This is a genomic window from Paenibacillus puldeungensis (assembly GCF_042678945.1).
Lineage (GTDB): Bacteria > Bacillota > Bacilli > Paenibacillales > Paenibacillaceae > Fontibacillus > Fontibacillus puldeungensis.
The window spans coordinates 34,681-48,771 of sequence record NZ_JBHTLM010000024.1 but is presented as its reverse complement, the minus strand read 5'-3'; the positions used below and the strand labels follow the sequence as shown (position 1 = coordinate 48,771).

Genomic DNA, 14,091 nt, shown 5'->3' with positions numbered 1-14,091 from the left:
TTGTCGACTTGCACTTATCTTAAGCGTTATTAACATAAAAAACAAGCTGAATTATATTAAAATTTGGAAATCGGCAAACTATTGTTTAAAATATTATTTCAAAGCTTATCTATCATTATTGAATTTATTTTCGGTTATTATTGTCGAATTATAACATAGCATGCTATAATGATGCCAGCTTTAAATCACAAATTTACGTCATAAACCAAGGGGTGGGTAATTTGAAAAGCAAGTTTAAAATCACCATTATTGGATCAGGCAGCACCTATACGCCAGAGCTTATTGAAGGCATCATCAAACGTAAGGATGTTCTGCCGATTACCGAATTAGTCCTGATGGATATCGATGAACGCAAGCAGCAAATCGTTGGCAAGCTGTGTGAACGGATGATCCAAGCTGAAAATCTTCCATGCCGCGTTGTGATGACCCAGGATCTGGACGAAGCACTGAAGGATGCCGACTTCGTTTTAGGTCAAATCCGGGTAGGCAAGCTGCCGGCCCGCGTATTGGATGAGAAAATTCCGCTGAAGTATAACCTGATCGGTCAAGAAACTTGCGGAATCGGCGGCTTCTTTAAGGCGATGCGTACGATTCCGGTCATGCTGCACATTACTGAACGGATGAAAGAGCTTTGCCCAGATGCCTGGTTAATAAATTTCTCCAACCCCGCCGGTATCATGACTGAAGCCCTTCTGAACCACAGCGACATAAAGATGCTCGGCCTCTGCAACGTACCGTTCAACATGTTCAAGAGCATTCGGGAAACACTGGGCCTGGAACGACCGAACATCACTTATCTTGGATTAAACCATTTGAGCTGGATTACGGCGATTGAGCAGGACGGCAAAGATTATTTGAAAACCGCCCTGGAAATGGGTCTAAACAGCGAAGCAATGAAGAACATTCCTTCCAGCGGTTTCAGCAAAGAGCTAATCCAAATGGTCGGCGCCATACCATCTTCTTATCTCGAGTATTACTATTTCAAAGAGAAGAAACTTAAGATCTTGAAAGAGAGCGAACTGACCCGGGGCGAAAAATGCATGCAAATCGAAGAGGAATTACTGAAGATCTATTCCGATTCCGAGCTGCATACGAAACCGGAGCTGCTGTCCTCGCGTGGCGGAGCAAATTATTCAGAAGTGGCCATCAGCCTCGTGGACGCAATCTATAACGACAAGCAAGAAGTACATGTGGTGAACTTGCTGAATCATGGCGCGCTTGACTTCATGGAATACAACGATGCCGTCGAAGTGTGCGCGGTCGTTGGTAAGGATGGTGCTAAACCTATTAAAGTAAGTAACTTCCACAACCGTCATATTATCGATTACATGCGTATGGTAAAAGCTTATGAACGTGAAACCGTTGAGGCTGCTGTAACCGGAAGTGAAGACGCCGCCATGCGTGCACTACTGATGAACCCTCTCGTTGGGGACTATAACATAGCCAAGGCATGCTTCGAGGAGCTTAAACAAGCACATAAAGACCATCTTCCACAATTTTTCCCGGAAAACGTATAACAACGATGAGTAGACAATATGTGATCGGCGTTGACGGTGGGAATAGCAAAACCGATTATTTTCTATTTGATACCGAGGGCATTTTTATCGATCATATTCATACGGGTACATGCAGCCATGAACGCTTCTCGGATGCGTATGCCAGTGCTTACCGGGTTATGAACGAGAACATTCAGCAGTTGCTGGCACGAAACCAAATCTCGATGGGGCATATTGCTGCCGGGGCCTTCGGTTTAGCAGGCGCTGACATACCTTCACAGAAGGAGCAGTTATGTCAGGTGATTGAACGCATAGGCTTTACGCATTATGCTATGGACAATGATTCTTTTCTGGGCGTTAAAGCCGGTAGCGAAAAAGGATACGGCATATGTTCTATCAACGGTTCAGGCATGGCCACGGGCGGGATATCTCCAACGGGTCAACGCCTTCAGATCGGCGGCATTGGCAGCGAGCTTGCGGGAGATGAAGCCGGCGGCTTTTTCCTTGGCCGGAGAGTGCTCCGTGCGGTGTATGACAGCTTCTATAGGATGGGGCCGGTAACGGAAATGACAGAGCCGGTCATGAAACTGTTGCAAGTCCCAAGCAAGGAGTGCTTCATGGAATATGCCGTCCAAGGGACGCTTCAGCGAAGCCTGCCAAATACTGAATTAATGAAAATTATGTTTGCAGCGGCTGAACGTGGAGACCTGGTAGCTCTTAGCATCATCGATAATACAGCTAAACAATTGGCCTGTTCCACTGCAGGCTGTATCCATAACCTTGATTTTGACGGGAATAACAGCGAGATCGATGTCATCTTGGCCGGCTCCGTTTGGGTTAAGGCAGAAACTCCCCTACTGCTGAACAAGTATAAAACGTATATGGCCTCATTAACACCTCATCGTTGTCGCTACATTTTGCTGCAGGTTCCTCCCGCGACCGGCGCTGTATTGTGGGCCCTTGAACTGGCTCATGGGCAGCCCGTATCGCCTGATCTGCGGCAACAGGTTATTACTGCCATTGAACAAGAGTTGAGTCAAAGAACTTAATGAAAGAAAGGGCCTTGGAATAACTCCAAGGTCTCTTTCTTTATGCTAACCTTAAACCGTAATCATCAACGTAGGATGTTCGGCTAGCGAAATCTCCTCACCAGAGGTGAGAAAACGCACGACAGGGCGCTGCATATGCGTAACGATTCGAGTAATAATCGCCGATTCTCCATTGTTCAGCTTCACTTTAGTACCTGGAGGGTAAGGAGCAACCCCTTTAATGAAGGCTTGTACAATTTTCTCCGCGAACAAGGTGCCGTTTAAGGCCATGACGACCTCCACCGCTTCATAAGGCGGGACATGCTTGATTGATGTCAGGTTTTCGTAAAAGTCGGCTAAACCACATAACTGAGCATACTCGTGGATATCCTTACCTGATATTTTACGAGGATAACCGGTTCCATTGTAGGTTTCATGATGCTGGAAGGCGACGTGAGCCGACAATAAATTGATTTCTCGCATGCCCCGCAAAAAGTTGAACCCGGCCTCCGGATGTCTCTCTGGAATATCACTTAGCATTTTGCCGATGTCATGCAGTAAACAGCCTACTGCCAGATCACGCAATTGCAAATCATTATAGGCAATTTGTTTAGCCATTTGTATAGCTAACAGAGTTACATTCACGGTGTGGGCATATGGCTGCAGTTCGCCGGCGAGCGTGGTTACCGGAACCGATATGGCGATCGGACGACGCTTGACTTCATCAACGATCATCCCAGCTCCCTGCAATAATTGTCGTATAGGAAAGTTTTTAGGGGATTGTGCAGTGGCCTCATATCCTTGCTTGATCAAGGCGATCAAGTCGAGCCATGTAGGGATATCCAGCATTTCCTCGAGCGTTATGCCTTTCGAATCAGCGTCCTCAATGACAATATGGGAAATTCCCATTTGAGCAAACCGGTCTAAAATTTTAGGATGAATCGAATGATTTGCCGCCAACAATACTCGGCCTCTTCCATCATAAACAGCCTTCGCCAGCTGCATCGTATTTTCGTTATATTCTGAAATCGGGATTAATCTCATCCAAGAAGCCCCCTTGTGTGTTTTTAGTCCTATTCTCCGAATTTACAATACCTTATGCCTAATACGAAATGACTATATTCATTTGTGGGGGTGAAAAATAAAAAAACGCAAAACAATGAAAAAAAGTCATCGTTTTGCGTTTTCTGACTCGAAACGCCTCTATTTCGTTTTATGACCGCCACCGCCACTGCCACCCGAATTATCTGACGGAGTATGATGTTCAGCAGGAGTCTGATTTTGCGAACTGTTGCCGGACCCTCCTGCACTCTCGTTAGATTTACTTTCCGCTGGTTCGGTTTCTTTTCCCGTTTCCGTCTCCGGTTTATTCTGATTATCATTGTGTGGCTTCGCCGTTTCGTGATTGATGGATTCGCTCGTATTGGCTGGATCGATCCCCTGGCCTTTGTCCTGTGTTTGATTCGAAGCGGATCCGTTTCCCTTAGCAGGCTCTTGTGACATAGAAGTATGGTCGTTTTTTGTCTGACCGTTTTCTGGCGACTTTTTGTCGTTTTTCTTCACGGGTTGATCATTAGCTTTAGGGGCCGCTTGCTGGCTTAACGGCTTCTTTTCCGCTGCTTCCGCCCCGGAACCATTTGCTGCGGCATTGCTACCTGCTTCAGCGCTTGGTACAGAGCTTTTATTATTACTTTTATTATTACTGTTATTATTGCTATTTTTCTTGAACGTTGCCGTGCTATTCGTCTTGCTTCCTGACACACCGTCTTCTCCTTTTGGAGCGGCTTTGGCTTTGCCCTGGTTTGGCTCTATCTGGCTGACCGAGCTGCCCTGGTTTGCAGCGGGGAGCTGCACATCCCCTTTACCTGTCTGCTTTTCGGCGATTCCTTCGGAGTTTCCACCAGTCTGCTCGCTGGTCGTTGCCGGCTCAGTACCTTGCTGTGAAGCCGATCCGCTCATTTCTCCTGACTGCTGCTCTACAGACGGATTCGCTGCGTTTTTAAACAAGGTTTCAGGTTCAATTCCGGCGGAGGCAAGTACGCTGACAATAGAATGAGTTCGAAGCTTGGCCGTATCGATGTCTATGCCTTGATCAAGCGCTTGCCGGTATACTACGTATTTATTTATCGTTAGGTTCGCTTTTTTAGCTTGCTCAACCATCGCACGGTTAGCGGTGAACACCTCGAGCGAATAGTCTTTATTAAAAGCCGGCAATTTATTTCGGTCAATGGTTAGCACTGGGTTCCCAGCCCCTTTAGGGGGCACGATTGTAATCCAGACCCATTTCTTATTGGAGCGCGGATCCAAATATCCTCCCTGCTCAGCCTTGTCTATGATCAAGCCAAGAGCATCATAGATTGTTTTTCCTTGTAGGTCCTGGTCACTAACCAACGATTTGGCATCATCGTTGATTAGCTCTACCTCCTTGATTTTCTCTTTCTGGTCAACCCATAACTCGACGCTAGGATTGATATCTACAGCTACCAGGGTGAGAGGTTGCTTTGTGCCTGTGAAAGAATTCAGCAAAACAACCGCACCGATGATCAGCAATATAGAAGCAGCTGCAAGCCACATCGATGACTTAAATCTACGTCTATCTAGCTTTTGCGGACGGCGGACCGAGTCAACATTAATGCTTTCACCGAGCTTCGGCAATTCCGCAGGAAGCGGTAAGTTTCGAAAGGTCCCGTCTTGGCAGAGGACGACGATACAATTTTCAGTTATTTTCATGACAGTTCCTTGCATCCTCATCACCCCTCTAGATCCGCAAAAGAGACCGTATTTTTTATTCGTTTGAATTCGCTGCTTGAGTAAATAAGAACAAGCGCAATCAAATACTTTCGATTTCTTTCTAATGTTTTTTGGCTCACTTTAAAAACAGTAAGCATCTCTTTGGCCGGTAAACGTTTGGTCATCCTCAAGCTTTCCAGCCAATCCGGATGCTCGCTAAAGCGCTTGGCCATTTCGATCAACTGCTTTCGCGTATCCCGATGCTTGGGGGAACAATCCTCTAAATCCTCCAAGGATATGCCGTATTGCTGCAGCGTTTCATCGTAAAGCAGGAGTTCCTCGGCCAAAGCATTAGCGGCTCGCTCCCTATCATACTGTTCCAAAGAACTTGCAACTTCAAAAGTTGATTGCTCAAATTCATCGTGATCATCATCCAAAACCGTACTTTCCGTTCTAAACATCTTGCCTTGTTTTCGAAATTCATCGACCAGACGATTGTGAATCACCATATAAGCAAAATTATCGAAAGTTTTTCCACATGATTCGTCATATCGGTCGATCGCCTCATTAAGAGCAATCAAACCGATGCTTGCCTCATCATGATTCCAGCCTATCTGACGTTTGCACACATGAGAGACGGCCCGAATGATAAACGGACGGTATTGGTCAATGAGCCAATTTCGCTCCTCTGTGTTTCCCGCTTGAGCTTGGTGTAATACTTGATTGATCGGTCTATCTAACAAAGCGGATCACTTCCTATTACGCATATATCTTATCTGTTTATGGGGGTCGCCAATCGTTTACTATGTAAAAACCGTTGAAATACCCTAAGTTCTATGAATCTATCATATCTAGTATTCCAACGCCATTGCCACATTATATAACATCACCCGTGATATTAACAACAAAGTTTGCACGTCCGGGCAGTGAAAAGCATGGCTCAGAATAAACCAGTACTCATTTCAAAAAGGCGTAAAAAGGAATAACCGTTCCCGATTCGGATACACTACTGACGTACCTACAAAAAATAAATTTGGTGAATCCTATGAAGAGTACCTTTGTCCGCTTTTTTGTGCAAACCTCGTTCCTTACGACTTGTTTATTAGCGCTTGCACTGCCAGCTTCTTCTCTTTGTCTAGCTGCTGCAGACCCGTCACTCCCTATCGTCGCGGACGATGGAATGTTCTCAATCGAGATTTATCCACCGCAGCATCAGCTCGTCGTAAAAAACCATGGAAAAAAAATAAAAACCTATCCTGTGGCCGTAGGAAACCCCTCTACCCCTACGCCGGTAGGTGAATATCGAATTACCTACAAAGGAAAAAATTGGGGGACAGCATTCGGACCCAGGTGGCTAGGGCTAAACGTTCCCTGGGGTTATTATGGCATTCATGGAACGAATCGTCCAGATTCGATCGGCCAGCACTTAAGCCATGGTTGTATCCGTATGCGCAATCGGGATGTTATCGATCTGTTTGATATTATCCCGGTAGGTACGAAAGTAACGATTTACGGACATATACTGGGAGATATGAGGCATGACCCGAGAATTCTTGCCGAAGGTGAAGTAGGCGGGGAGGTGCAGCTTATCCAAACTCGATTGAAAAGTGCCGGTTATTACCACGGAGTATGCAATGGCAAGTTTCAAGCGGATACAACCGCAGCACTGAAACGATATCAAAAAGATCACGAGCTAATCTCCAATGGAGTCGTTTCAATGGCAGTGTACCAATCTCTGGGACTCTGGGAGTAGTAAAACGACCCTTAACACACATCTGTGAAAGGGTCGCTAGAGGTTACATAAATACCTGCTCCAAAGATATAGTACGTTCTTTAGATAAATCAACGAAACGATCATCGATTCGAACGAGCGGTTTGAAAATATCCATTGGATTGTTCCAGACGATTGTCGCTGTTTCACCAGTGCTAAGGTGAGCCTTCTTACCAATAAAATTTGGAAGCAGGTTATGGGCTAACGCTTGCACTGCTTTTTCATTCAATACGCCGAAACCAAGCTCATAGATTTTGCGAAGCACGGTCAATAGATCTTGCCTGGATCGAGAACCTTCCGGGGCTGTCAAGTCCACATATGCATTCGCTACAGCTACAATCGAGGCATATGGATGAATTTCCTCTTTCTTGAGCCCTTCAGGATATCCTGAACCATCTTCACGTTCATGATGCTGAAGCGCGACCAGCGCCGTCGTCTCTTCATTCATCGATTTATGAATAATTTCGTATCCGTAAGTTGTGTGACGTTTTAATTCCTCAAGTTCTTCGCCAACCAACTCATGCTCACGGTTACGAAGCGATTGACGCACCTGACTTTTGCCTATATCGTGCAAATATCCGGCTTTACTGATTTCGTAGCACTCCTCTGATGAATAACCAAGCCATATCGCAATGTAGTAGGATAAAAGGCCCACCTGCAGCGAGTGGTTGTACACATTAACATCATCTTCGGTAAACGCAATCAATAAGGAAACAACATCTCTATTGCGATCAAGTACTTCCAGCATTGGAACCAGTTGCTGATCGACCATCGTCTGATTGAATTTACCTGTCGTAAGAGCCTCTAGAAAGATCGATTGAAATCCTTTTAGCGTGGAATCGAAATTATCCCGCAGCCGCTGACCGAAATCCACATCTTCGACCTCAGGCTTGTCCATCAAATGTTCGCGCAAATCTATATCAACGTAATCAATACTTTGCCGGATCAGCAAAGCAATTTCTTCTGTATGTATACTAGTCCCCTTTGGGAGAACATGTAGACCCGCCCGGTTAAATACATCCTCTTTTAGGCGATCTCCTTCTTGGAGCTCCATGACGTGTGTTTTCATATTTCCCCTCCCCTCACATTTTTGCTACCATCGCCGCATATTTTTTCCTCTTTACCTATAAATATCGATCATTTCTTACAAAACCTTAATAGTTCTTAAGACGGTATTTGTTAGTAATGGCATGCCTGACTACGGTAGTAATTAGGTCATTTAGCCCTCTTAGAATTACCCCTTTTCCAAGGGGGATCACCATATCGATGAAAAGATTGGTTCACGGAATATACCAACCAAGGAATGAAGGCCAAGAGTAGGGCGCAGATAATAACGCTTACGGTCGGCATCCGGCCCAGTATGAAATTCCACATGTGCATCCTCCTTACAAAATTGTTAAGATCTAGTCTCAACAGCAGAGCCGATCAATATCACCTTCGCCTTGGTTTCTATATTAATCTCGCATCTGGAAAAGTAATTAGCTTCCCGATCCCAAACGTCCTTTACTTGTTCCCACACGGCATGATGTTCTTGGTTCAGGAAGACACCTAAACCGATAGCATCCGTCTTATACTCGCGCTGCAACTTATTAATCGTTGCTGTGGTAAGCCTGGACAACTCTTCCTCTGTTTTCTGCTCAATTTCGGCAATTTGGTTCGTATCCATCACATTTCCACTTAACTGCGCTTCCCCAACATTCCCTTCCATTTCGATATGAATTGAGAATTGTATCCGCTTCGGATCCGAAACATCCGCACGAATTGTCGACTTAGACGATTTGATTTCATAAGCAACAAAATCACCGCCCATTTTAAATTCCAACACCCCATCTGGGGCTTTTCCTTTGATCAAGTTAAGTCCAGACGTTTCGTCAGCATTGAGATATCCTTGAAGCTGCATATGCTCTCCATTAATTACAGCTGCACCAGCTACGGTTACCTCACCGTCCGTTTTAGTAATTCGCGGTAGTGAAAAGCTTTGTTTACTGATCATATAAGATTGAACCTCTCCGATGTTCGTAGGTGGAAATATTCTTGAGCTCTTCATGGAGTTATTGGCGACTGATTCAAAGTACATGATGGGCAGTTTTTCGTTTTTCGGCCTCACGTTGAATAGATCATAGGAATCATTCCTTGATGAAATGAGACCAGGGCAATATAAACTGCAGGTAGAGTCAAAGAAATGACTACAGCCAAATACCGCAAAATTCGAATCAGCGTTCCGATCTGCCAACGTTCGTAATAATCCTCTGGAGATTGGATCAAAGATGGCAGTGTTGTAGGCAGTATTAATGCGAATGGTGTTCCTTCCAGTAAAATAGCAGCTTTTCCTTGTAATAAAGCAGAGGAGACCTTGTCAGGACGCTCCGTATGCAGTATTTGGGGGAAAGGGGACAGATAGCTGTCCTCAATCCACTGCTCGATATACCCACTTTCGGGAGCATCGTCAAGGTGGATGGTTTCAACTCTTCGCTTTACTTCCTGTACAATTTCGGGATGGGCGATTCCTGCGATATGAGCGACAATCAACTGTTTCTTGGATCTCTCCCCAATTCGGTAAGTCTCGAACCGCAGGTTAGGATCACGGATCGAACGACGAATTAAGATCATGTTGGTTTGGATACTCTCATTGAATCCTTCACGCGGACCGCGTACGAGCGACTCCGTCTGCGGCTCCTCCACACTACGACCGGTCCATTTCTTGCTTTCGATCAGCAGGACTACGTCTGTTTCATCAATAAATATGGCGGTATCCCCAGAAAGTAGGGCAACAAGAACCTCATCCAGCGATTCGGTTTTCTTAACATCCTGCACCGCTAAAAATTCATTTTGCAGCTTACCTAGCATATCTCTGCCAGCCCATGAATTTTCCCGCTTCTTCTCGAAAATAGACTGCTGTATAGGGTGTATGATCTGCTCATTAATCATCTCTGTATCTGATAACCCAGCTATACTAATAACAGCGCACCGATGCTGGTCCTCGTCCAGCGAAAAAAAGCGTGTGACAAGGTCAGCCGGAGCGTTTAGGAGATGCACGATTCTATCAACGTTTTCCTTTGCTTGAAGGGAGAAAAACGACGGACTGCTCTTTTCCTTGAATGAATTATTCTTTTTCAACGGGCTCAGTTTTTTTACGGGTTTTCTGAATAAAAATCTTGGCATGCTGATATCACCCTCACACGAACAGTACTGAAGCTTGTTACCCTTTATTCCCATGTTGAGGAGGAAATAATCCCAAAAAAGGACCGCCCAGCTTCATTGCTGGAACGGTCCTCTCGAAATAGCTTAGTACGCTCAATCTGAAATTTTTCGTGACGTCAGCTCACTCATTTTTGCTGGTTCGTAAGTGATTGAAGATCAATAAACGGTGTTGCCCCGCCGGTGACCTGAGGAAGCTTGCCATCCCATTTATCCAATGCCTTCTCTTGAACCTCGATTTGCTTTAATTGCACGAGCTCCGGTGTCACTTCCTGCTTCTTCAGCTTTAACGATTCCGCTTCGGCTTGAGCTTGGGCGATCTTTTGCTTCGCTTCGATCTCGATCCGCTTGAGATCGTTGCTTGCTTTAAGCGCTTGCTGCTGAGCGACCTGCTTCGCTTCGATCGATTGGTTAAACGCTTCGGAGAACTTGAAATTCACGATGTTGATTTCGTTAACGATCAGATCGTATTTAGCGAGACGACTGGTCAGATGATCGCTGATTTCTCCGGCAACGGTATCGCGTTTCGCAATCAAATCCTCCGCTTGGTAACGCGCGGTAACTTCCTTAACGATTTCCTGAACCGCCGGGTTAATAATCACCGTATCAAAGGAACCCCCGATATTGTTCATCAGATTATAAGCAGATTCCTTGTTTACGGAGTAGTTGACGGCTACATGCGTCGATACCGGCTGAAGGTCCTTGGAGGACGCTGTCGTATCGGTTTCCGTTTTGGTGACCTGCGTATTGACTTGAATGACGGTTTGAATGAAAGGTATTTTCAAATGCATGCCCGGCGACAAAATGTTATCATTCAGTTTTCCAAACGTTTTATACAGCCCAACATGACCATATTCGACTTGCGCAAAGCTGTTCATCCCAACAATAAGTAAAACGACGACGGTAACAGCGATCCCGACTAATTTGCTAAGTGACACATTGCTCCTCTTCGGACCTTGGTTCGTGTTCGTGCCTGTTCCTGCTTCCATTATAACCCCTCCACTTGATCTTCCTAATTGCAACTAGCTAGCTATATCAAGTAATACGGGACATTCACGAAAAAGGTGGCAAAAAAACTAAATATCCTCGCTGCCAAATTGAAGCTCACACCTATTATTTTCTGGTTAGCCAAGCCCGCTGCTGGCTCCAGCTCAACTTGACCGGAATTTCGAAAAACTCGGTCAAGCCTTCTTCATTCAGCACTTCTGTTGTACGGCCTTTGGCAAAAACCTCACCCCGGCGAAGCAGCAAAGTGTGGCTGAAGATCGGCAAAATTTCCTCGGTATGATGCGTCACATACAGCATATGCGGTGCCCCTGGCTTTTCCGCAAGTTGGGAGATGCTTTCGAGCAGGCCCTCCTTTGATATGAAATCAAGCCCGTTTGTCGCTTCGTCCAGAATTAGCAGCTTAGGTGAAGCCATCAGTGCTCGGGCGATCAGTAGCTTCTGCTGCTCTCCTTGCGAGCAGGTTTGGTATGAGCGATCCTTCAAATGGCTACAGCGTAGTTGATCCATTAAGGCGCCAGCCCGATCATAATCTTCATCCGTCGGTTTCTCGTATAGTCCGATCGAGGCGAATTTGCCGCTAACGACCAAATTCTGGGCCTTTTCTCCGCCATGCAGCTTCTCCTGCAGCGATGAGCTGACCCATCCGATCGTTTTACGCAGTTCTCGCAGATCGACATCCCCGAATCTGTTGCCAAGCACCTTGATTTCTCCGGACGATGGCCAGAGATAACCGCTCAGCATGTTCAGCAGCGTCGTTTTTCCGGAACCATTCAAGCCGAGCATTGCCCAGTGCTCGCCCTCTTCCACGGCCCAGTCAATTCCGTTCAGCACCATTTTACCTTCCCGGCGCCAAGTCACCTGTTTCAACTCTATAATTTTTGCCATACTCTGGCACCTCCATCAGTAGGTTTACAGTAATCTCAAGCTACCCCGCTCCCCTTGGTTTTGTCAAGCGCATACACATGAGGGCATTTCTGCTTGCGATGTTTACTGCGACCGTAGACTGAAGTTTCCGACCTTCATACAAGGAACAATTAAAGAAGTTTTGAGCATCTCTGGCATGCATATAGAAAAATAAGGTACAATAACTAGCGAATCATTAGAACTAAGGAACGCACCCGGAATAGCAAAACGTATCCGAGAGCGGAAGGAAGGATCGTAATATGTACGTAGCAAACGACTGGAAAGATTATGAGGTGCTGGATACTGGCAACGGAGAAAAGCTGGAACGCTGGGGTGATGTAATTCTTCGCCGTCCCGATCCGCAAATCATTTGGCCAATTGCAAACGAGGACAAAACCTGGCGTGAGGTTCACGGGCACTATCACCGCAGTTCCTCCGGTGGCGGGGAATGGGAAATGAAAAAGCAACTGCCGGACCGCTGGACGATTAATTATGACCGGCTGAAATTTTATATCCGCCCGACAAATTTCAAGCATACGGGATTATTCCCTGAACAAGCGGCCAACTGGCGCTGGATGATGGACAAAATCTCTGCAGCGAAACGACCGATTCAAGTATTGAACTTGTTCGCCTATACGGGAGGAGCTACTGTAGCGGCTGCATCGGCAGGCGCTTCAGTGGTGCATGTAGACGCGGCAAAAGGAATGGTCCAATGGGCCAAGGAGAATCTTGCTCTCTCTGGATTAAGCGATCGCCCTGTCCGTTTTATCACAGACGATGTGTTCAAATTCGTTCAACGTGAACAACGGCGCGGCAATCATTATGATGCGATCATCATGGACCCACCTTCTTATGGACGTGGCCCGGGCGGTGAAATGTGGAAGCTGGAGCAAAGCTTATATCCGTTCGTAGAATCGTGTTTATCCATTCTGTCGGACAAGCCGCTTTTCTTCCTGATTAACTCTTACACGACCGGGATATCACCAACCGTGCTTCACAATATGTTGTCGATGACCGTAAAGCAGCGGTTTGGAGGAAGAATTTCGGCTGGTGAGCTAGGACTACCTATTACACGATCGGGGCTGAATCTACCTTGCGGCATTCTTGGGCGCTGGGAGGAATAGCGATGAATCCCGATGCTAAGCGGATCACGGGTGAACCGGCTATGGCTATTCTATTTGAGGACAACCATTTGCTTGGCGTTGAAAAACCGGTGAACATCCCAACCCAAGAGGACGCTAGCGGTGATCCCGATCTGCTGAACCTGCTGAAGAATGACCTCAAAGAGCGCTACCAAAAGCCAGGAAACGTGTTCCTCGGGCTTGTTCACCGATTGGATCGTCCAGTGGGCGGCGCAATGATTTTTGCTAAAACGTCCAAAGCTGCTTCGCGCCTTGCTGAGGCTGTTCGTAGTCGCAACTTCAGCAAAACATACGTTGCCGTGGTTCACGGAATACCGCCGCAGCGACAAGGAAGTTTGACGGACACCTTGCTAAAGGATGAGCGGACAAATACCGTGTCGGTCGTGCCAAAAGGAACGCCGGGCGGTAAAGAAGCTCGGCTGGAATATAAAGTGCTCGGTACATCAGCTAAGGATCAGCTCAGTCTGGTCCAGGTTGAGCTGCACACCGGTAGACCGCATCAAATCCGGGTACAGATGAGCCAGATTGGCTGCCCGCTCTATGGCGATCAGAAATACGGTACAACCTACAACAAGCCGGGACAGCAGATCGCCCTCTGGTCGCTATATGTCGGATTCCCACATCCGATCACCAAGGATCAGGTCGACCTAGTCTCACTTCCACCTCACATCCATCCTTGGAGCCTGTGGGAGGAAGGGGTATACGGTCGGCTAGCGGCGCTTGTGAAATCCGGCGGACACGGATTAGAAAACTAAAGTGAACTGCCTGAGGGCAGAATAGTGCATTATGCATAAAAAGCGCGAGTATACGGGGCT

13 protein-coding genes are annotated in these 14,091 nt (G+C 46.5%); 5 read left to right on the top strand and 8 right to left on the bottom strand.

What is annotated here, in order from left to right; translation table 11 throughout:
• Positions 1–221 precede the first annotated feature (221 nt).
• The gene (locus ACFQ3W_RS22620; protein ID WP_379321504.1) at positions 222–1,517 is read left to right on the top strand and encodes a 6-phospho-beta-glucosidase; all 1,296 of its coding nucleotides are present in this window, start codon (positions 222–224) and stop codon (positions 1,515–1,517) included.
• Positions 1,518–1,522: 5 nt separating this feature from the next.
• Entirely contained in the window at positions 1,523–2,545 is a 1,023-nt protein-coding gene (locus ACFQ3W_RS22615) for an N-acetylglucosamine kinase (protein WP_379321503.1), read from the top strand.
• A gap of 51 nt (positions 2,546–2,596) precedes the next feature.
• Here the strand turns inward: ACFQ3W_RS22615 and ACFQ3W_RS22610 are convergent, their stop codons facing one another.
• The 3 genes from ACFQ3W_RS22610 to sigI all read right to left on the bottom strand — a co-directional run bounded on the left by ACFQ3W_RS22610 (position 2,597) and on the right by sigI (position 5,997).
• Positions 2,597–3,568 (bottom strand): HD-GYP domain-containing protein, encoded by a 972-nt coding sequence (locus tag ACFQ3W_RS22610; protein WP_379321502.1) that lies wholly within the window; start codon positions 3,566–3,568, stop codon positions 2,597–2,599.
• A gap of 159 nt (positions 3,569–3,727) precedes the next feature.
• Positions 3,728–5,254 (bottom strand): anti-sigma-I factor RsgI family protein, encoded by a 1,527-nt coding sequence (locus tag ACFQ3W_RS22605; protein WP_379321501.1) that lies wholly within the window; start codon positions 5,252–5,254, stop codon positions 3,728–3,730.
• 20 nt (positions 5,255–5,274) lie between these two features.
• Positions 5,275–5,997 carry an RNA polymerase sigma-I factor gene (gene sigI / locus ACFQ3W_RS22600; protein ID WP_379321500.1) on the bottom strand — a complete coding sequence of 241 codons (723 nt, stop codon included), beginning with the start codon at positions 5,995–5,997 and terminating at the stop codon, positions 5,275–5,277.
• Positions 5,998–6,299: 302 nt separating this feature from the next.
• Here sigI and ACFQ3W_RS22595 point away from each other — a divergent pair, with 302 nt between their 5' ends.
• Positions 6,300–7,007 carry a L,D-transpeptidase family protein gene (locus ACFQ3W_RS22595; protein WP_379321499.1) on the top strand — a complete coding sequence of 236 codons (708 nt, stop codon included), beginning with the start codon at positions 6,300–6,302 and terminating at the stop codon, positions 7,005–7,007.
• A 43-nt stretch (positions 7,008–7,050) separates the two neighbouring features.
• Here the strand turns inward: ACFQ3W_RS22595 and ACFQ3W_RS22590 are convergent, their stop codons facing one another.
• From ACFQ3W_RS22590 to ACFQ3W_RS22570, 5 genes are all read right to left on the bottom strand, one after another.
• A complete protein-coding gene (locus tag ACFQ3W_RS22590) occupies positions 7,051–8,094 on the bottom strand; it encodes an HD-GYP domain-containing protein (RefSeq protein WP_379321498.1) in 1,044 nt (347 codons plus the stop codon).
• Positions 8,095–8,421: 327 nt separating this feature from the next.
• Entirely contained in the window at positions 8,422–9,102 is a 681-nt protein-coding gene (locus ACFQ3W_RS22585) for a Ger(x)C family spore germination C-terminal domain-containing protein (protein WP_379321497.1), read from the bottom strand.
• Between the two features lie 26 nt (positions 9,103–9,128).
• The gene (locus ACFQ3W_RS22580; RefSeq protein ID WP_379321496.1) at positions 9,129–10,142 is read right to left on the bottom strand and encodes a spore germination protein; all 1,014 of its coding nucleotides are present in this window, start codon (positions 10,140–10,142) and stop codon (positions 9,129–9,131) included.
• A gap of 209 nt (positions 10,143–10,351) precedes the next feature.
• Entirely contained in the window at positions 10,352–11,212 is an 861-nt protein-coding gene (locus ACFQ3W_RS22575; RefSeq protein ID WP_379321495.1) for a prohibitin family protein, read from the bottom strand.
• Between the two features lie 124 nt (positions 11,213–11,336).
• Positions 11,337–12,116, bottom strand: coding sequence for an ABC transporter ATP-binding protein (locus ACFQ3W_RS22570; protein ID WP_379321494.1), 780 nt, complete (start codon positions 12,114–12,116; stop codon positions 11,337–11,339).
• A gap of 278 nt (positions 12,117–12,394) precedes the next feature.
• Between ACFQ3W_RS22570 and ACFQ3W_RS22565 the strand changes: the two genes are divergently transcribed.
• Both ACFQ3W_RS22565 and ACFQ3W_RS22560 read left to right on the top strand, forming a co-directional pair.
• On the top strand, positions 12,395–13,258 hold the full coding sequence (locus ACFQ3W_RS22565; protein ID WP_379321493.1) for a class I SAM-dependent methyltransferase: 864 nt from the start codon (positions 12,395–12,397) through the stop codon (positions 13,256–13,258).
• A gap of 2 nt (positions 13,259–13,260) precedes the next feature.
• Positions 13,261–14,031 carry an RluA family pseudouridine synthase gene (locus ACFQ3W_RS22560; RefSeq protein ID WP_379321492.1) on the top strand — a complete coding sequence of 257 codons (771 nt, stop codon included), beginning with the start codon at positions 13,261–13,263 and terminating at the stop codon, positions 14,029–14,031.
• Positions 14,032–14,091 lie beyond the last annotated feature (60 nt).

Coding starts and splice junctions, on each gene's coding strand:
- ACFQ3W_RS22585 (WP_379321497.1), bottom strand. CDS start 9,102: ATGTACTTTGAATCAGTCGCCAATAACTCCATGAAGAGCTCAAGAATA.
- ACFQ3W_RS22605 (WP_379321501.1), bottom strand. CDS start 5,254: ATGAAAATAACTGAAAATTGTATCGTCGTCCTCTGCCAAGACGGGACC.
- ACFQ3W_RS22610 (WP_379321502.1), bottom strand. CDS start 3,568: ATGAGATTAATCCCGATTTCAGAATATAACGAAAATACGATGCAGCTG.
- ACFQ3W_RS22565 (WP_379321493.1), top strand. CDS start 12,395: ATGTACGTAGCAAACGACTGGAAAGATTATGAGGTGCTGGATACTGGC.
- ACFQ3W_RS22575 (WP_379321495.1), bottom strand. CDS start 11,212: ATGGAAGCAGGAACAGGCACGAACACGAACCAAGGTCCGAAGAGGAGC.
- ACFQ3W_RS22615 (WP_379321503.1), top strand. CDS start 1,523: ATGAGTAGACAATATGTGATCGGCGTTGACGGTGGGAATAGCAAAACC.
- ACFQ3W_RS22590 (WP_379321498.1), bottom strand. CDS start 8,094: ATGAAAACACACGTCATGGAGCTCCAAGAAGGAGATCGCCTAAAAGAG.
- ACFQ3W_RS22595 (WP_379321499.1), top strand. CDS start 6,300: ATGAAGAGTACCTTTGTCCGCTTTTTTGTGCAAACCTCGTTCCTTACG.
- ACFQ3W_RS22560 (WP_379321492.1), top strand. CDS start 13,261: ATGAATCCCGATGCTAAGCGGATCACGGGTGAACCGGCTATGGCTATT.
- ACFQ3W_RS22570 (WP_379321494.1), bottom strand. CDS start 12,116: ATGGCAAAAATTATAGAGTTGAAACAGGTGACTTGGCGCCGGGAAGGT.